General features: G+C 71.1%; 19 protein-coding genes. 11 read left to right on the forward strand and 8 right to left on the reverse strand.

What is annotated here, in order from left to right; translation table 11 throughout:
* Positions 1 to 6: 6 nt before the first annotated feature.
* The 3 genes from ACIP63_RS15560 to ACIP63_RS15570 all read right to left on the reverse strand — a co-directional run bounded on the left by ACIP63_RS15560 (position 7) and on the right by ACIP63_RS15570 (position 1,875).
* A complete protein-coding gene (locus ACIP63_RS15560) occupies positions 7 to 402 on the reverse strand; it encodes a hypothetical protein (RefSeq protein WP_401515654.1) in 396 nt (131 codons plus the stop codon).
* A gap of 12 nt (positions 403 to 414) precedes the next feature.
* A complete protein-coding gene (locus ACIP63_RS15565; protein WP_401515656.1) occupies positions 415 to 750 on the reverse strand; it encodes a hypothetical protein in 336 nt (111 codons plus the stop codon).
* 159 nt (positions 751 to 909) lie between these two features.
* Complete coding sequence (locus ACIP63_RS15570; protein ID WP_401515658.1) at positions 910 to 1,875, reverse strand: LLM class F420-dependent oxidoreductase; 966 nt, start codon at positions 1,873 to 1,875, stop codon at positions 910 to 912.
* A gap of 88 nt (positions 1,876 to 1,963) precedes the next feature.
* Between ACIP63_RS15570 and ACIP63_RS15575 the strand changes: the two genes are divergently transcribed.
* The 3 genes from ACIP63_RS15575 (at position 1,964) to ACIP63_RS15585 (ending at position 4,196) form a co-directional block, all read left to right on the forward strand.
* On the forward strand, positions 1,964 to 2,323 hold the full coding sequence (locus tag ACIP63_RS15575; protein WP_401515660.1) for a DUF6479 family protein: 360 nt from the start codon (positions 1,964 to 1,966) through the stop codon (positions 2,321 to 2,323).
* 15 nt (positions 2,324 to 2,338) lie between these two features.
* Complete coding sequence (locus ACIP63_RS15580; protein WP_401515662.1) at positions 2,339 to 3,265, forward strand: cation diffusion facilitator family transporter; 927 nt, start codon at positions 2,339 to 2,341, stop codon at positions 3,263 to 3,265.
* A 103-nt stretch (positions 3,266 to 3,368) separates the two neighbouring features.
* Positions 3,369 to 4,196 carry a VOC family protein gene (locus ACIP63_RS15585; protein ID WP_401515665.1) on the forward strand — a complete coding sequence of 276 codons (828 nt, stop codon included), beginning with the start codon at positions 3,369 to 3,371 and terminating at the stop codon, positions 4,194 to 4,196.
* Between the two features lie 6 nt (positions 4,197 to 4,202).
* On the opposite strand, the gene ACIP63_RS15590 is transcribed toward ACIP63_RS15585, so the two are convergent.
* A complete protein-coding gene (locus tag ACIP63_RS15590) occupies positions 4,203 to 4,769 on the reverse strand; it encodes a DUF6328 family protein (protein WP_401515667.1) in 567 nt (188 codons plus the stop codon).
* Between the two features lie 302 nt (positions 4,770 to 5,071).
* Here ACIP63_RS15590 and ACIP63_RS15595 point away from each other — a divergent pair, with 302 nt between their 5' ends.
* Positions 5,072 to 5,458 (forward strand): VOC family protein, encoded by a 387-nt coding sequence (locus tag ACIP63_RS15595; protein ID WP_401515670.1) that lies wholly within the window; start codon positions 5,072 to 5,074, stop codon positions 5,456 to 5,458.
* A gap of 66 nt (positions 5,459 to 5,524) precedes the next feature.
* Here the strand turns inward: ACIP63_RS15595 and ACIP63_RS15600 are convergent, their stop codons facing one another.
* Together ACIP63_RS15600 and ACIP63_RS15605 are read right to left on the reverse strand one after the other, a co-directional pair.
* Positions 5,525 to 6,010 carry a GNAT family N-acetyltransferase gene (locus ACIP63_RS15600; RefSeq protein ID WP_401515673.1) on the reverse strand — a complete coding sequence of 162 codons (486 nt, stop codon included), beginning with the start codon at positions 6,008 to 6,010 and terminating at the stop codon, positions 5,525 to 5,527.
* A 44-nt stretch (positions 6,011 to 6,054) separates the two neighbouring features.
* Complete coding sequence (locus tag ACIP63_RS15605) at positions 6,055 to 6,459, reverse strand: DUF1992 domain-containing protein (protein ID WP_401515676.1); 405 nt, start codon at positions 6,457 to 6,459, stop codon at positions 6,055 to 6,057.
* 218 nt (positions 6,460 to 6,677) lie between these two features.
* Between ACIP63_RS15605 and ACIP63_RS15610 the strand changes: the two genes are divergently transcribed.
* Positions 6,678 to 7,253, forward strand: a complete 576-nt coding sequence (locus tag ACIP63_RS15610; RefSeq protein ID WP_401515679.1) for a hypothetical protein — start codon at positions 6,678 to 6,680, stop codon at positions 7,251 to 7,253.
* 224 nt (positions 7,254 to 7,477) lie between these two features.
* Positions 7,478 to 7,792: a hypothetical protein gene (locus ACIP63_RS15615; RefSeq protein ID WP_401515680.1), complete on the forward strand. Its 315-nt coding sequence runs from the start codon at positions 7,478 to 7,480 to the stop codon at positions 7,790 to 7,792.
* A 97-nt stretch (positions 7,793 to 7,889) separates the two neighbouring features.
* Here the strand turns inward: ACIP63_RS15615 and ACIP63_RS15620 are convergent, their stop codons facing one another.
* Entirely contained in the window at positions 7,890 to 8,687 is a 798-nt protein-coding gene (locus tag ACIP63_RS15620) for a tyrosine-protein phosphatase (RefSeq protein WP_401515683.1), read from the reverse strand.
* Positions 8,688 to 8,793: 106 nt separating this feature from the next.
* Entirely contained in the window at positions 8,794 to 9,288 is a 495-nt protein-coding gene (locus ACIP63_RS15625) for a DUF6325 family protein (RefSeq protein ID WP_401515685.1), read from the reverse strand.
* 143 nt (positions 9,289 to 9,431) lie between these two features.
* Here ACIP63_RS15625 and ACIP63_RS15630 point away from each other — a divergent pair, with 143 nt between their 5' ends.
* From ACIP63_RS15630 to scpA, 5 genes are all read left to right on the forward strand, one after another.
* On the forward strand, positions 9,432 to 9,851 hold the full coding sequence (locus tag ACIP63_RS15630) for a helix-turn-helix transcriptional regulator (RefSeq protein ID WP_401515687.1): 420 nt from the start codon (positions 9,432 to 9,434) through the stop codon (positions 9,849 to 9,851).
* Positions 9,852 to 9,861: 10 nt separating this feature from the next.
* Complete coding sequence (locus ACIP63_RS15635; protein ID WP_401515690.1) at positions 9,862 to 10,275, forward strand: VOC family protein; 414 nt, start codon at positions 9,862 to 9,864, stop codon at positions 10,273 to 10,275.
* A gap of 115 nt (positions 10,276 to 10,390) precedes the next feature.
* Positions 10,391 to 12,781, forward strand: a complete 2,391-nt coding sequence (locus tag ACIP63_RS15640) for an ATP-binding cassette domain-containing protein (RefSeq protein ID WP_401515693.1) — start codon at positions 10,391 to 10,393, stop codon at positions 12,779 to 12,781.
* A gap of 163 nt (positions 12,782 to 12,944) precedes the next feature.
* Positions 12,945 to 14,801: a methylmalonyl-CoA mutase small subunit gene (mutA, locus tag ACIP63_RS15645; protein ID WP_401515696.1), complete on the forward strand. Its 1,857-nt coding sequence runs from the start codon at positions 12,945 to 12,947 to the stop codon at positions 14,799 to 14,801.
* The gene (gene scpA / locus ACIP63_RS15650) at positions 14,801 to 17,032 is read left to right on the forward strand and encodes a methylmalonyl-CoA mutase (RefSeq protein WP_401515699.1); all 2,232 of its coding nucleotides are present in this window, start codon (positions 14,801 to 14,803) and stop codon (positions 17,030 to 17,032) included. The genes mutA and scpA overlap by 1 nt, the downstream gene beginning before the upstream one ends.
* The last annotated feature ends 8 nt before the right edge of the window (positions 17,033 to 17,040 follow it).

Genomic DNA, 17,040 nt, shown 5'->3' on the forward strand with positions numbered 1-17,040 from the left:
CGGGCGTCACGCGGGTCGGTGGCTCTCCAGCCGCAGGCGGATCTCCTGCTCCTGGTCGCCCGCCGCTGTTCCTACGAGCCGGACGGTGAACGCGTCCGCCAGCTGCTTGCGGAGCCGGTCGACCGCCCAGTAGCCGCCCTGCGCCTCGACCGTCACGGGCTCGGAGAGCCGCGCGGGTCCGGGGTCGGCCTTCGTCTCGGTGACGTCGACGGTCGCCGTCCATACGGTGGGGCGCGTGTCCGACTCGTCCTCCGGGGCGTCGCCCGCCGGACGGTCGGAGACGAAGGAACGGCGCAGCACGTCGAACACGGTGCGCGCGTCCTCCTTCGGGCAGCCGGTCACCGCGACCACGACATCGCCGCTCTCCTGGTGTTCCTGTGTCTGTTCCTGCGTGCTGTTCACCCTGGGTTCCTTTCACTGGGAGTGCTGGGAGCGCTGCTCGGTGGCCTCACGCCGGGGGCCGGCCGTGTGCACGGAGTCCTCGGCGGGGGCGACCCCCGCCGAGGAGACTCTGAAGGTGTGGGGCCGGGCCCGCGAGCAGCGCGAGGCCCGCACCTGCGGCGACGGGGCGGTTACGGTGTCAGAGCCGGAGAGCTTGGCCGGTGCGGCTCGCCCGGCGCCCGCCGTGGCCGCGCGGGACCCGGCCACTTCCGTCTCCCGCGACACCACCGCCCGTTCTCTGCCCAGAGGATCACCGCCGGTCAGCGGCCGGAACACGGCCCGGCGGCCGAGCGGGTTGCCTGCTCCCATCGCGTTTCCTCCAGCGGTCCGGGGACTGACTCCAGGCTCACCCCACGGCTCCGTGTCGGCGACACGAGCGGTGTTCCGGCGGGCAGGCCCGCGAAGATCTCGTACCCGGTGTGCGGCGGGGAAACGTGGCCGCCCGCCCGCGCCGTACCGGCCCGCCGCCTACAGTTCGCGGAGCGCCGGCAGGAGCGTGCTCCGGGCCCAGTCGATGAAGGGCTGCTGGTGGGCCCCGCCGATCTGGACGAGAGCGACCTCGGTGAAGCCCGCCTCGCTGTAGGGGCGTACGGCCTCGACGAACGCCTCGACGTCCGAGCCGCACGGGATCGCCGCGGCGATGTCGTCCTCACGGACGAACTGGGTCGCCTGCTCGAAGGCGGAGGGGCCGGGCAGCTCCGAGTTGACCTTCCAGCCGCCGAGCGACCAGCGGAACTGGTCGTGGGCGCGGGCGACGGCCGCGTCCCGGTCGGTGTCGTAGCAGACGGGCACCTGTCCCACGCGCGGCTTGCCGGCCCCGCCGTGCCGGTCGAACGCGCTCAGGAGTTCGCCCTTGGGTTCGGTCGCGATGACCAGGTCGCCCAGGGTTCCCGCGAGTTCGCAGGACCTCTCCCCGGAGACGGCGATGCCGATGGGGACACGCTTGTCCGGCAGGTCCCAGAGCCTGGCGTTCTCCACGTCGAAGTGGGCGCCGTGGTGGTTGACGTAGCCCCCGTCGAAGAGGGCGCTGATGATCCGCACGGCCTCTTCGAGCATTTCCAGCCGCACATGGGCGGAGGGCCATCCCGCGCCCACGACGTGTTCGTTGAGGCTCTCCCCGGAACCGAGACCGAGACGGAAGCGGCCCTCGGCGAGGAGCTGGAGCGTAGCCGCCTTCTGCGCGACCACCGCGGGGTGGTAGCGGGTGGTCGGGCAGGTCACGTACGTCATCAGCGGGATCCGGGAGGTGGCCTGCGCGGCGGCTCCCAGGACCGACCAGGCATAGGGCGCGTGTCCCTGGGAACCCAACCAGGGGAAGTAGTGGTCGGAGGTGACGGAGAAGTCGAACCCCGCCTCCTCCGCCGCGACCACGTCCCTGACGAGGGCGCGGGGGCCTGCCTGCTCGGTCATCATCGTGTAGCCGATCTGAACCATATGAAACTCATTTACCGTGACATCGCCATAAAACATGAATTCATGTCAATGGCTGTCTGTGATCGACTCCCCGGGGTATGCGCCATGCATGGACGTAACGAATGGAGCATGGGAATCGCTCGCCAGCACCAGCGACGGCGAGGGGCCGGGTGCGGTAGGCGTGATCATCGGCATCATCGGTCTGCTGGTGGTGCTTCTGCTGATCGGAGGCTTCTGGTTCGGGATGCGGCGCCGGGACAAGGAGTCACGGCCGCCGCGCCCGGACGAGCAGCCGCCGCGCCCGGATCACCGGACGGAGATCCAGGAGAGCGGCCGGCACGGTTCGGACCACTTCCCCGAGAACGGCCGGGCCATGTCGCCGTACGAGCTCGGCCACCACGGCAACGAGGTGATCCCGCCCGACAGCCCCCCGGACACCACCCCCGACCCCGAGCGCCCGCGCGACTGACGGCGGCGCAGACGAATGGGGGGAAAGACGAACCGGTCGAAGTCCGACCGCAAAACCCGGATCACCGTCCTGGTCGCGCTCGCGGCCAACCTCGTCATCGCCGCGGCCAAGGGGGTGGGTGGATTCCTGTCGGGATCCCCCGCCCTCCTGTCCGAGGCCGCCCACTCCGTGGCGGACAGCGTGAACGAGGTCTTCCTGCTGGCCGCGCTGCGGCGCAGCCGCCGTCCTCCGGACGCACATCACCCCTTCGGGTACGGCAAGGAGCGCTACTTCTGGTCGCTGCTCGCGGCCGTCGGAATCTTCGTCGTGGGGGGCTGTTTCTCGTTCTTCCAGGGCTTCGAGGCACTGGGCCGGGACGAGCAGGAGTCACCCGAGGGATACACCGTCGGCCTGGTCGTCCTCGGGGTCGCCTTCCTCGCGGAAGGCGGCTCCCTGGTCCGTGCCCTGCTCCAGCTCCGCGGGGAGAAGGGCGCCGCCCGGGACCCCGCGCTGAGGACGGTGATCGCCGAGGACAGCACGGCGGTACTGGGTGTGGTGCTGGCCATGGCGGGAATGGTGCTGCACCTGGTCACGGGAGACGTCGTGTGGGAGGCGTCGGCCTCCCTGGGGATCGGCCTGCTGCTGGTCTACGTCGCCTTCCGGCTCGGCAAGGACGCGCGCGACCGGCTGATCGGGGAGTCCGCCGATCTCGGACTGCGCCGGGGCGTGGAGGAGCTCCTCGCGTCCCAGTCCGAGATCGACAACGTCGCGGCCCTGTTCACCATGGGCCTCGGTCTCGACTCGGTGCTGGTGGCGGCAAGGATCGACCTTGCGCCCGGAATCGACAGCGAGGAGGTCGAGCGGGTCGCCGTGCGCATCAAGCGGTCGATAGCCCGGGCATGGCCGGAGGCGGAGCACGTCTTCCTCGACATCACGAACGCGCCGCCCCGGGGCGGGGTGTGACCGCGGCCGCCGCGTGTTGCGGGAGTCGCCGAGGCGGATGAGGCTGGTCCTGGCCGCGCGGCACCGAAGAAGTCATGCCGCAGAACCGATAAGGCAGTGGACCATGACTCCTAGCGATCCGCGGGGCGCGCCGGAACCGGCGGTGCTGAGCGGTGCGAGCGCCCCCTGCTGGGTCCATCTGGTGACCCGTGACCTCGAGGACGCGCGGCGCTTCTACGGCGCCGTTCTCGGCTGGACCTTCCGTCCCGGACCGCTGGGCAGGGACTTCCTGATGGCGCGCTCCGACGGTGTGCCGGTGGCCGGTATCGGCGCGGTCGCGTCCGCCTATCAGGTGGGCGTGGCCTGGATGCCCTACTTCTCGGTCCGGGACGCCGACGTCGTCTCGGACCGTATCCGCGAGCGCAGCGGCACCGTGGCCGTGGGCCCGCTGACGGTCGGGCAGGGGCGGGCGGTCCTGGCCGCCGACCGGGACGGAGCGTCCTTCGGCGTCTGGGAGTGGACCGGCCGCGCGGCCACCCTCGCACCGTCCGGGAACCGGGCACACGCCTGGCTGCGGCTGCGCACCAGGGACGCCTTCGACGCCGCGATCTTCTACGGCGAGGTCCTCGGCTGGGAGAGCGGGGAGCCCGGCGGCTGCGAGGTGGCGTACGTCAAGGAAGAGGTGCTCGTACGCTGCAACGGCCGCCCGCTGGCCCGGATCAGCTCCGGGGCCGTGGAGGCCGCTCCCGACCCGCAGGTGCGTCCGCACTGGCAGGTGCAGTTCCCGGTCCCCGACGTGGGCGCGACCGTCCGGGCTGCGGAGCGGAACGGGGGGACTCTCATGGAGCGGCGCAAGGTGCGGTTCGGCGACGAGGCGACGCTGAGGGACCCGGACGGCGGGCTCTTCACCGTGACGGACGTACGGGGCCCGGCGGGCGTGGACGAGGACTGACCGGGGTCAGGGACGCGGGTCCGGATCCCCGGCGTCCGGGGCCTCTCCCCCGCCGGCGGCCCGCCGGCCGTTGTCCCGGGCGATGGCCCAGAGCGGGAACACGAACCAGCAGACCAGGAACCACAGGGCCATCCCGCCGACCAGCCACAGGGCCGCCGCGTTGTGCAGCGCCACCCTCAGGATGAGCAGCAGCGTGCTGCACATCGTGCAGAAGAGCAGGCCGAGGCCCAGCTTCGTGAGGCGTGAGGCCCAGGTGACCGTCTGGGGCTTCATCCGGCGACCGGTGAGCAGCCGGTGGTACGACACGGGCCCTATCAGCGCGGCCGCGGTCGCGGACCCCAGCATGACGGTCACGACGTAGATGTTCCGGTCGACGGTGGAGAGATCGGCGAAGCGGGGCTGGAAGACCACCGCGAGCAGGAAGCCGAACAGGATCTGGACCCCGGTCTGCGCGACCCGGAGTTCCTGGAGCAGGTCGCCCCACCGCCGGTCCGCCCGCTCCTCCTCGGTCTCCTGGCGTCCGCTGCGGGGGTTCGTACCGCTCCCGCCGCTGCCCACCGGCCTCTGTCCCATGGATGCCTCCCCCACCTCGTAGAGGTGGTACTCGTGCCCCGCGAAGCGGCCGTGAATCCTGGCTCACCCACGTTGCCCGGCGGCCGGTCAGGTGGGTGGCGCGCCGGCCGGTGCTCTCCATGGTGGCATCCACCGGGAAATGCACCACAGCGGCGGCGGGGGGGTAACGGCCGCAGGCCGAGGGCCAAACCTCGACGCAGCGTGACTACTCGCTTAGGATCGTCGTACGGCATCGCGCGTCGGTCACCGGCTGGGTGAGGCGTGGAGGTAGCCCGTGAGATGCCTGTTGGAGGCATTCCACAGTGTCAGTCGAGCTGAATCACACCATCGTTCACAGCCGGGACAACCGCGAGTCCGCCGAGTTCCTGGCGCACATCCTGGGTCTCACCGTCGGAACGGAGTGGGGACCCTTCATCCCGGTCGTTCTCGCGAACGGCGTCACGCTGGACTTCGCGACCGTTCCCGCCGAATCGCTCACGGTGCAGCACTACGCGTTCCTCATCTCTGAGGCGGAGTTCGACACGGCCTTCGAGCGCATCGAGGCGCAGGGGATCACCTACTACGCCGACCCCCACAAGAAGCACCCCGGCGAGATCAATCGCAACGACGGTGGGCGAGGGGTGTACTTCCCCGATCCGAGTGGTCACGGGATGGAGATCATCACCCGCCCGTACGGCGGCTGGTCGTAACCGGCTCCGCCCCCGGCTCGCGTGAACGGCCCGGCCCCTGAGGCTCCAGGGGCCGGGCCGTTCGGCTCAGGGGCCGCCCCCGTCGGTCATCAGCGTCAACTCGGGCCGGTCCCACATCACCGCGGGAGGGCGGGCCGCGACGGTTCCGGTGCGTTCGGCGCCGACGCTGCGGTAGAAGCCCTCCGCCGGCGGGTGCGCGACCACGCGTACGGCGGCGATACCCGCACGGCGCGCCTCGTCGCACAGGTGGCCGACGAGGAGCCGCCCGATACCCCGCCCCTGGGCATCGTCGGCGACGAACATCAGGTCGAGCTCCGGAGGGGAAAGGACCAAGGCGTAGAAGCCGAGCACGCGGCCGTCCTCGTCCACGGCCACATGGACGACGTGCGCCTCGATGTAGTCGGGGCCGACCTTGTACCCCGCGACCATGGGCGCGTACGGGCCCTCGTAGGCGCGTGACGTGGTGACGAGACGGGTGAGCCGCTTGGCGTCCCGTGCGACGGCTCGTCTGACGTGGACCCCGCCGCGCCGGTCCGTAACACTCGGTCTCATGGGGTGAGTATTACGCACTCCCGGGCCCGGAGCACACATGAGGGTCAGCGCATGCCGCGTCCGCAGCGCCACTCGGCCACGATCGAGTCGATGTCGAACGGTTCGAGGTTCAGCGGCGGCCCCTCCGGCGGCCTGGCGAGCGCCTCGCGGATCCGCTCGTTCATCTCGGTCAGGATGCGCCGGACCTCGGCCTCCGACCGTGCCTGCGACGCCTCCTGCCGGGCGTCCTCGGCCGCCTTCCGCAGTGTCAGGGAGGGCGGGAGCGCCGACAGCCCCTCGCGCTCCATCTTCGCCTTGATCCACCACATCGGGTCGTACGGCCGCTCCAGACCGGGAATCGGCTTGCCGGCACCCGGCAGGCCGGTGAACGCGCCCCGCTCCTCGGCCTCGCGGATCTGCCGGGCGACCCAGGTCTCGAAGTCGACCCCCGCTGGTTTGCGCTCGGTCACCTCACGCCCCTCTCGCAACTCGTACCGGACCGAACCGCGTTCGGCCGGGCACGCGCGTTCCAGGATACCGGGGAGCATCCCCGCATGAACGGCGTCCAGGGGGTACACGCCTGTTGCGCACAGCCCGGTCGGCACACCGGACCGGGCCCGAACCGGAAGGGGTTGACGAGAGTGAAACAGCACGACGCACCGACCGCGAACCGACGGGAGTGTCAGCCATGACGACCGTGGTGATCATCGTTGCCGTCGTCCTCCTGGCCGCGCTCGCCTTCTTCCTCGTCCGTGGCCGCAGGACCGGCGGGCGTGGGCTGCGCCGCCGCTTCGGACCCGAGTACGACCGTACGGTCGCCCGTCACGACGGCGACACCGCAGCGGCCGAGCACGAGCTCTCCGAGCGGGTGCGGCTGCACGGCTCCCTGTCCGAGCGGCCCCTGCGCCCGGAAGCCCGTGAGGCGTACGCCCGCCGCTGGGCAGAGGTACAGGAACAGTTCATCGACTCCCCCAGGGAAGCGGTCGTCGAAGCCGACGCGCTCCTGGCACAGCTGGCGCACGACCGGGGTTTTCCGGACGGCGACAGCTTCGAGGAGCAGACAGCCGCACTCTCCGTCCACCACGCCGAGCAGGTCGACGGCTACCGCAGGGTGCACACAGCCGTACGCGGCCAGGGCGGCACGGAGGAGATGAGGAAGGCCCTGATCGAGTCCCGGGACCTGTTCGACGTACTTCTCGCGGACGCACCGGACGAACCGGCCCGGACGGACCGGCACGAGGCGAAAGGCAGTGCAGCAGCATGACCAACCGTACCGAGCACACGACAGAGCCCGTCCCCGCCACGGAGCCCCCGCCCGTGGGCGCCCCGGGAACCGCGCCCGGGAGGGCGCCCGGGTCCGCACGGGGCACGGCCCCGGACACAGGAACAGCGGCCGGGCTCACGACCGGAGAGAGCATGGAGCGTGAGCCGAGGGGCGGAGGAACCGGCGATCTCAGCGTTCCGCCCGCCCCGCGGAAGGCCCCAGCCGTGCCACGGGCCGGGCGGACCGGCCACCACGCGGCCACCGGCACCGAACCGCTGGTCCCCCGGGACCACCAGGACAGGCTGGCCCTCCGCATGCAGCAGGCGGTCACCGATTTCGTCGAGAGCCCCCGCCGGGCGGTCGAGGAGGCGGACAGCACCTTCGACCAGATCGTCTCGGGCCTGACCGAAGCCCTCGCGGAACGCAGGCGCGTCCTGCGCGCGAGCTGGCAGGAGCAGGACACCGACGCCCAGACGGAGGAGCTGCGCATAGCGCTGCAGCGCTACCGCGACCTCAGCGAACAGCTGCTGAAGATCTGAGCGGCACGGCCGCCGCACACCGGCCCGGTGCACGTCCCCCGACGTGGCACCGGGCCGGCCCGTGCCCGGGGCGGCCCGCCGGGCCGGGTCGGCCCGGTCAGGCCGGGACGGCCAGGTCGGCGCGCAGCCGCTCGGCCACCGCCGGGGGGAGGCGCAGCGCCTTGCCCAGATAGCCGTCGAGTCCGCCCCAGCGTTCGTTCATCGCGTCCAGGGCCGCCTCGAGATAGCGGGGCCGGGCCTCGATGACGGCGGACGCGATGTCCGGGTCCCCTCCCTCGTCGAGGAAGCGCCGCACCGCGGGCCCGAAGGCGGCGCGCACCGCGCGGTTCACCGCGAGGAACTCCGCACGTACGACGTCACGGGAGGCGCCCGCCATCATCAGCAGCAGCGCGGTGGCCCAGCCCGTCCTGTCCTTCCCCGTCGCGCAGTGGAAGAGCAGCGGTCTCGCGCGCGGATCCGCGACCGTGTCCAGGAAGGCGCGGTAGGCCGCCGCCGCCCCCGGGGAGAGGACCATCACCCGGTAGGTCTGGGCGAACAGTTCCTCCGCCTTCCCGCCGCCGAGCAGACTGGCTGCTCCGTCCGGGTCACCGAGCAGCACCTTGAGCCGTGCCGGTGTCACGCCCGGGTTGTCGCCGAGGACGTCGGCGACGAAGAGCCGCGCGCCCGTCGGCAGCCGGTCCGGCGCCCATCGGCGCTCGTCGGCGGTACGCAGGTCGACCACGGTGCGGATGCCGAGCGCGGCCACCGCCATGTCGTGCTCCGCGTCGAAGTCGCTCAGCTGGCCCGAGCGCAGCAGGATGCCCTGGCGCAGGCGGCGGTGGCGCCCCAGGGCGATGCCGCCCAGATCGCGCAGGTTGACAACGGTGGAGGCGGGGACGGCCCGGGCGGTCTGCACGATGAACTGCCTCTTTCCCGACAGACTGCAGGTCGGAATCAACGTCGCACGGCGTGCGAATATCGACAAAGGGAACGTGAGGTACCGGGACACCGGCGGAGGGGCATCAGTCGGCGAGGATCCTCGTCTTCTGCGCCGCGAATTCCGCGTCCGTGAGAACGCCCCGCTGCTTCAGGTCGGCGAGCCTCTCGAGCAGCGTGATGACATCGTCCCCGCCGTCCGCCGGAACGCGCTCGTGCGCCAGGAGAAGGCCACCCGCCTCCTGGACCGCCCGGGTGAGGGGCACCGACCAGAGGTCCTCCCACACGATCAGCGCGGCAGAGCTCTCCTCGGGCAGACGTTCGAGCGCATCGAGGTCTGTGATCCGTGGCAGCCCGGCATCCCGGTCGCCCGGCGGTTCGAAGGGCACAAGCCCCTGGGGGTCCATCTCCCGCAGCTCGACGTACTCGAGGGCGCCGCCCGCGGCTCTGCGGGCGAAGGCCAGGTCGAGGATGCGCACCGCCTCGGACGCGACGGCGTCGGCCAGTACGGGCGCGATCGCGTCGGCGAAACGGCCGCCGGGAAAGGTGACGACGAGGTACTCCACGGGTCCCACGGCCATGGTGCGTCCTTCCCCTGCGGTTCTGGATCGACAGCAGCTTAACTTCGGGCAATCCGTTACGCACTGTGAAAATAGATGGCACAGCGGACATGGGTGGTACGCGTGCCACCCTCCGCGCTCCGCGCCCGTGGGATGGTGGTGCTGTGACCTTGGAAGACCTCGTCCGGCTGCGCCGGGCCCGTGACCGGATGGACCGCGACTACGCGGAGCCGCTCGACGTCACCGCGCTCGCCCGCGTCGCCCTCATGTCGCCGGGCCATTTCTCCCGCAGCTTCCGGGCCGCGTTCGGGGAGACCCCGTACAGCTACTTGATGACGCGCCGGATCGAGCGCGCGAAGGCCCTGCTGCGGCGGGGCGACCTCACGGTGACGGAGGTCTGCTTCGCGGTCGGCGGCACCTCGCTGGGGTCGTTCAGCTCGCGGTTCACCGAGCTGGTCGGCGAGAGCCCCAGCGCCTACCGGGCGCGCCCTCACGAGGCGGGCGCCGCCGTGCCGGCCTGTGTCGCCAAGATCCACACCAGACCGGTCAGGAACGGAGAAGCAGAAGCCTTTCGCCGCCCGTAGCGTTGTTCGCATGGAAATCAACCTTTCGACGTGCTTCATCGCCGTCGACGACCACGACAAGGCGCTGGCCTTCTACCGGGATGTCCTCGGCCTGGAGGTACGCAACGACGTCGGCTTCGAGGGGATGCGCTGGGTGACCGTCGGCGCGCCGTCCCAGCCCGGTGTGGAGATCGTCCTCGAGCCGCCGCTCGCGGACCCGAACGCCTCCCCCGCCGACAGGGCGATCATGGCGGAACTGCTGGCCAAGGGCCTGCTGCGCGGTGTCATCTTCAGCACCGACGACTGCGACGCCACCTTCGAGCGCATCCGCGCGGCGGGCGGCGAGGTGCTCCAGGAGCCGGTCGACCAGCCGTACGGCGTCCGTGACTGCGCCTTCCGCGACCCGTCGGGCAACATGCTGCGCTTCAACCAGCCTCGCGGCTGATTCCGCCCCGGGGCGGGACCGTCCTCTGATAGACAACGACCGTTGCCGCGACGCGCCGGTGACGCCGACGGCGACCGCGCAGGCGGCCCGCGTGACAGATGGAGAAACGACAAGCATGGCCACGAGGACGGACGGCCGGTCGCCCGCGCCGCATGTTGCCGACAACCACGATCTGATCCGTGTGCACGGCGCGCGTGTGAACAACCTCAAGGACGTCAGCGTCGAGATCCCGAAGCGCCGGCTGACGGTGTTCACCGGCGTCTCCGGCTCGGGCAAGAGTTCGCTGGTGTTCAGCACGATCGCCGCCGAGTCGCAGCGCATGATCAACGAGACCTACAGCGCCTTCCTCCAGGGCTTCATGCCGACGCTGGCGCGCCCCGAGGTCGACGTGCTGGAAGGGCTCACCACGGCGATCATCGTCGACCAGCAGCGGATGGGAGCCGACCCGCGTTCCACGGTCGGCACCGCCACCGACGCCAACGCGATGCTGCGCATCCTCTTCAGCCGGCTCGGCAAGCCGCACATCGGCCCGCCCAGCGCGTACTCCTTCAACACCGCGTCGGTCCGGGCGAGCGGCGGGATCACCGTCGAACGCGGCGCGGCCAAGACCAGGACCGTGAAGGCGGCCTTCCACCGCACGGGTGGCATGTGTACGCGCTGCGAGGGCCGTGGCTCGGTCTCCGACATCGACCTCACCCAGCTCTACGACGACTCCAAGTCACTCGCCGAGGGCGCGTTCACCATCCCCGGCTGGAAGTCGGACAGCCAGTGGACCGTGCAGGTCTACGCACAGTCGGGCTTCGTCGACCCGGACAAGCCCATCCGCGAGTACACCAAGAAGGAACTGCGGGCCTTCCTCTACGGGGAGCCGGTCAAGGTCAAGGTCAACGGCGTCAACCTCACCTACGAGGGGCTGATCCCCAAGATCCAGAAGTCGTTCCTGTCCAAGGACAAGGAGGCGCTGCAGCCGCACATCCGGGCGTTCGTGGAGCGCGCGGTCACCTTCACCACCTGCCCCGAGTGCGACGGCACCCGGCTCAGCGAGGGCGCCCGGTCGTCGAAGATCGGGCGGATCAGCATCGCCGACGCCTGCGCGATGCAGATCAGCGATCTGGCCACCTGGGTGAGCAGCCTCGACGAACCGTCGGTCGCACCTCTGCTCGCCGCACTGCGGCACACCCTCGACTCCTTCGTGCAGATCGGTCTCGGCTACCTCTCGCTCGACCGTCCGGCGGGCACGCTCTCGGGGGGTGAGTCGCAGCGCGTCAAGATGATCCGTCACCTCGGCTCCTCGCTCACGGACGTCACCTACGTCTTCGACGAGCCCACCATCGGCCTGCACCCCCATGACATCCAGCGGATGAACGACCTGCTGCTGCGCCTGCGGGACAAGGGCAACACGGTGCTCGTCGTGGAGCACAAGCCGGAGACGATCGCGATCGCCGACCATGTGGTCGACCTCGGCCCCGGCGCCGGTACGGAGGGTGGCGCCGTCTGCTTCGAGGGAAGCGTCGAGGGCCTGCGGAAGAGTTCCACCGTCACGGGCCGCCACTTCGACGACCGGGCCGCCGTCAAGGATTCGGTGCGCAAGCCCACCGGGGCGCTCGAGATCCGCGGGGCTTCGCTGCACAACCTGCGGAACGTCGACGTCGACATCCCGCTCGGGGTGCTGACCGTCCTCACCGGGGTCGCCGGTTCCGGCAAGAGTTCGCTGGTGCACGGCTCGATCCCGGCCGGCGAGAACGTGGTGTCGGTCGACCAGAGCCCGATCAAGGGCTCGCGGCGCAGCAACCCGGCCACGTACACCGGACTTCTCGACCCCATCCGCAAGGCGTTCGCCAAGGCCAACGACGTGAAGCCGGCGCTGTTCAGCGCCAACTCCGAGGGTGCCTGCCCCACGTGCAACGGCGCGGGCGTCATCTACACCGACCTGGGGATGATGGCCGGCACCACGACGGTCTGCGAGGACTGCGAGGGCAAGAGGTTCGACGCGTCGGTCCTCGAATACCACTTCGGCGGCCGGGACATCAGCGAGGTGCTCGCGATGTCGGTGGCCGAGGCCGAGGAGTTCTTCGGCACCGGCGAGGCGAGCACGCCGGCCGCGCACCGGATCCTCGGCCGGCTCGCCGACGTGGGGCTCGGCTACCTGACCCTCGGCCAGCCGCTCACCACGCTCTCCGGCGGCGAACGGCAGCGGCTCAAGCTCGCCACCCACATGGCCGAGAAGGGCGGGGTCTACGTCCTGGACGAGCCGACGGCGGGTCTGCACCTCGCCGACGTCCAGCAGTTGCTCGGTCTCCTCGACCGGCTCGTCGACTCCGGCAAGTCGGTCATCGTCGTCGAGCACCATCAGGCGGTCATGGCGCACGCGGACTGGATCATCGACCTCGGGCCGGGCGCGGGCCACGACGGGGGCCGGATCGTCTTCGAGGGGACACCGGCCGACCTGGTGGCCGACCGCTCGACCCTCACCGGCGAGCACCTCGCCGCCTACGTCAAGGCCTGACCGGCGGGGCCCGCGCCGGCCCGGGTGCCGGCGCGGGCCCCGCCTTGTTTCAAGATCCGCCGGACAAGGCAGCACCACCCAGCGGATCCGGCACATTTCGGAGAGTGCAAGGTCACAGTAAGTGGCCCTGCTGCTCATCGGAGTGCTGACCTAGCATCTGAGCATGACGGTCCTGCCTGCTGACGGGCTTTCCCGGGCCGCCGAGTTCCCCGACCCTTCCCACGACCAGTGGCAGAGCCTTGTCGAAGGCGTACTGCGCAAGTCGGGCAAGGAAGTCAAGGGCTCGGCCGCCGAGGAAGCGCTGTCCACCGCGCTCGGGGACGGGCTCACAGTCCGCCCCCTGTACACCTCCATCGACGTTTCGGCGGACCCCGGTCTGCCCGGCTTCGCGCCCTTCACCCGGGGCAGCAGGCCGACGGGGAACACCACGGACGGCTGGGACGTGCGCCAGCGCCACGCCCTGGCCGATCCGGTGCGCCTCAACGAGGCCCTGCTCGGCGATCTGGAGAACGGCGTCACGTCGCTCTGGCTGGCCGTCGGCGGGCCCGGTGGGGTACCGGTGTCCGGCCTCGCCCGCGCGCTCGACGGTGTCCATCTCGATCTGGCTCCCGTCGTACTCGACGCGGGCGCCGATCCCGGGCCCGCCGTCCGTGAGTTGCTCGGGCTCTACGAGGCCCGGGGCATCGCGAAGGAGACGGCACGGGGCAGCCTCGGGGTGGATCCGCTCGGACAGGCCGCGCGCACGGGCACGGAGCCTGAGCTGAGCGACGCCGTCCACTGGGCGCGGCTGTGCTCCCGCGAGTATCCGGGGCTGCGTTCCCTGGCCGTGGACGCGCTGCCGTACCACGAGGCGGGCAGCTCGGCCGCCGAGGAGCTGGGGCTCTCGCTGGCCACCGGTGTCGCCTACCTCCGCGCGCTGACGTCGTCGGGGCTCTCCGTGGAGGAGGCGTGCGCGCAGCTGGAGTTCCGGTACGCCGCCACGGCGGACCAGTTCCTGACGATCGCGAAGCTGCGCGCCGCCCGCAGGCTGTGGGCCCGGGTCGCCGAGGTCTGCGGGAACCCGGAAGCCGGGGCGCAGCGGCAGCACGTCGTGACCTCGTCGGTGATGATGACGCGCCGTGATCCGTGGGTGAACATGCTGCGGACGACGCTGGCCTGTCTGGGCGCGGGCGTCGGCGGAGCCGAATCCGTCACCGTACTGCCGTTCGATCACGCACTGGGGCTGCCGGACGCTTTCGCCCGGCGGATCGCCCGCAACACCTCGACGATCCTGATGGAGGAGTCGCATCTGGCCCGGGTCACGGACCCGGCGGGCGGTTCCTGGTACGTCGAGCGGCTGACCGACGAACTCGCCGCTGCCGCCTGGGCGTTCTTCCAGGAGGTCGAGCGGGCCGGCGGCCAGGCCGCCGCCCTCCGGTCCGGCATGGTGCGGGAGCGGCTCGCGGCCACCTGGGCGGCCCGGAGCAGGGATCTGGCCCGGCGCAAGGAACCGGTGACCGGGGTCAGCGAATTCCCGTCCCTCGACGAACGGACCGTGGAGCGTGAGCCCGTGCCCGCCGCGCCGTCGGCGGGCGGGCTGCCCGTGGTCAGGCGCGACGAGGCGTTCGAGGCGCTGCGGGCCAGGTCGGACGCTCACCTCGCGGCCACGGGCAGCCGGCCGAAGGTGTTCCTCGCCGCGCTCGGACCCGCCTCCGTGCACACCGCTCGGGCCTCCTTCGCCGCGAACCTCTTCCTGTCGGGCGGCATCCAGCCCGTCCACGAGCCGGCTTCGGTGGACGCGTCGACGGCTGCCGAGGCCTTCGCGGCCAGTGGGGCGACGATCGCCTGCCTGTGCTCGGCCGACACGCTCTACGCCGAACAGGGCGAGGCCGTCGCCGCGGCCCTCAGGGCCGCGGGCGCCGAACAGATCTTCCTCGCGGGGCGGCCCGGCGAGTACACCGGCGCGGACGTGCATGTGTTCGCCGGCTGCGACGTGGTCTCCGTCCTCTCCTCCGAACTCGACCGAATGGGAGTGGCGTGATGCAGACCCCCGAGACCACGACCCCCGGGACACCCGTGCCGGACTTCTCCGACGTGGCGCTGACCGGCGGACCCCCCGCCCAGGTCTCCGAGGACCAGTGGCAGGCCGCGGTGAAGGAGTCGGCCGACCGGTCCGAGGACGAGCTGCTCTGGGAGACCCCGGAGGGCATCGAGGTCAAGCCGCTGTACACCGGGCGGGACCTGGAGGGGCTCGACTTCCTCGGGACCTATCCGGGTATCGCGCCGTACGTGCGCGGCCCGTACCCGACGATGTACGTCAACCAGCCCTGGACCATCCGTCAGTACGCCGGATTCTCCACGGCCGAGGAGTCCAACGCCTTCTACCGGCGGAACCTCGCGGCCGGACAGAAGGGCCTGTCCATCGCGTTCGACCTGCCCACCCACCGCGGCTACGACAGCGACCACCCCAGGGTGACGGGTGACGTCGGCATGGCGGGCGTGGCGATCGACTCGATCTACGACATGCGCCAGCTCTTCGACGGGATCCCGCTGGACCGGATGTCGGTGTCGATGACGATGAACGGCGCCGTGCTGCCCGTGCTCGCGCTCTACATCGTCGCCGCGGAGGAGCAGGGGGTCGCCCCCGAGAAGCTGGCCGGGACCATCCAGAACGACATCCTCAAGGAGTTCATGGTCCGCAACACCTACATCTACCCGCCCGGCCCCTCCATGCGGATCATCTCCGACATCTTCGCGTTCACCTCGCAGAAGATGCCCCGCTACAACTCCATCTCCATCTCCGGCTACCACATCCAGGAGGCGGGAGCGACGGCCGACCTGGAGCTGGCGTACACCCTGGCCGACGGGGTGGAGTATCTGCGGGCCGGACAGGCGGCGGGCCTGGACGTGGACGCGTTCGCACCGCGCCTCTCCTTCTTCTGGGCGATCGGCATGAACTTCTTCATGGAGATCGCGAAGCTGCGGGCGGCACGGCTGCTCTGGGCGAGGCTGGTCGGGGAGTTCGGGCCTGAGAACCCCAAGTCCCTCTCGCTGCGCACCCATTCGCAGACCTCCGGCTGGTCCCTGACCGCGCAGGACGTCTTCAACAACGTGACGCGCACCTGCGTCGAGGCGATGGCCGCCACCCAGGGGCACACGCAGTCGCTGCACACCAACGCGCTCGACGAGGCGCTCGCGCTCCCGACGGACTTCTCGGCGCGGATCGCCCGCAACACCCAGCTCCTGCTCCAGCAGGAGTCCGGCACCTGCCGGGTCATCGACCCGTGGGGCGGCAGCGCCTACGTGGAGAAGCTGACCCACGACCTCGCGGCGCGGGCCTGGAAGCACATCGAGGAGGTCGAGGCGGCCGGCGGCATGGCCAAGGCCATCGACGCGGGCATCCCCAAGCTCCGCATCGAGGAGGCGGCGGCGCGGACGCAGGCCCGGATCGATGCCGGGCGCCAGCCCGTCATCGGCGTGAACAAGTACCGGGTGGAGACCGACGAGAAGATCGATGTGCTCAAGGTCGACAACTCCTCGGTGCGCACCCAACAGATCGAGAAGCTGCGCCGGCTGCGCGAGGAGCGCGACGAGACGGCCTGCCAGGACGCACTGCGCGCCCTGACAGCCGCGGCGGAGCGGGACCCGGGGCCGGGGCTCGAAGGCAATCTGCTGGCGCTGGCCGTCGACGCGGCCCGGGCCATGGCCACGGTCGGCGAGATCTCCGACGCGCTGGAGAAGGTGTACGGCAGGCACGCGGGCCAGATCCGTACGATCTCCGGGGTGTACCGCAAAGAGGCAGGAGAGTCCCCGTCCGTGGACCGCACGCGCACACTGGTCGACGCCTTCGAGGAGGCGGAGGGTCGGCGTCCGCGCATCCTCGTCGCCAAGATGGGCCAGGACGGTCACGACCGCGGCCAGAAGGTGATCGCGACGGCCTTCGCCGACCTGGGCTTCGACGTCGATGTCGGCCCGCTGTTCCAGACGCCCGGTGAGGTCGCCCGGCAGGCGGTCGAGGCGGACGTGCACGTCGTGGGCGTCTCGTCGCTCGCCGCCGGTCACCTCACGCTCGTGCCCGCGCTGCGGGAGGAGCTGGCCGCCGAGGGCCGGGAGGACATCATGATCGTGGTGGGCGGGGTGATCCCGCCGCAGGACATCGAGGCGCTGCACGAGGCGGGCGCCGCCGCGGTGTTCCCGCCCGGCACCGTGATCCCGGACGCCGCCCACGATCTGGTCACGCGGCTCGGCGCCGCGCTCGGCCACGAGCTGTGAGCCGCTGA

Origin of the sequence: Streptomyces sp. NPDC088746 (assembly GCF_044751065.1) — a bacterium.
GTDB lineage: Bacteria > Actinomycetota > Actinomycetes > Streptomycetales > Streptomycetaceae > Streptomyces.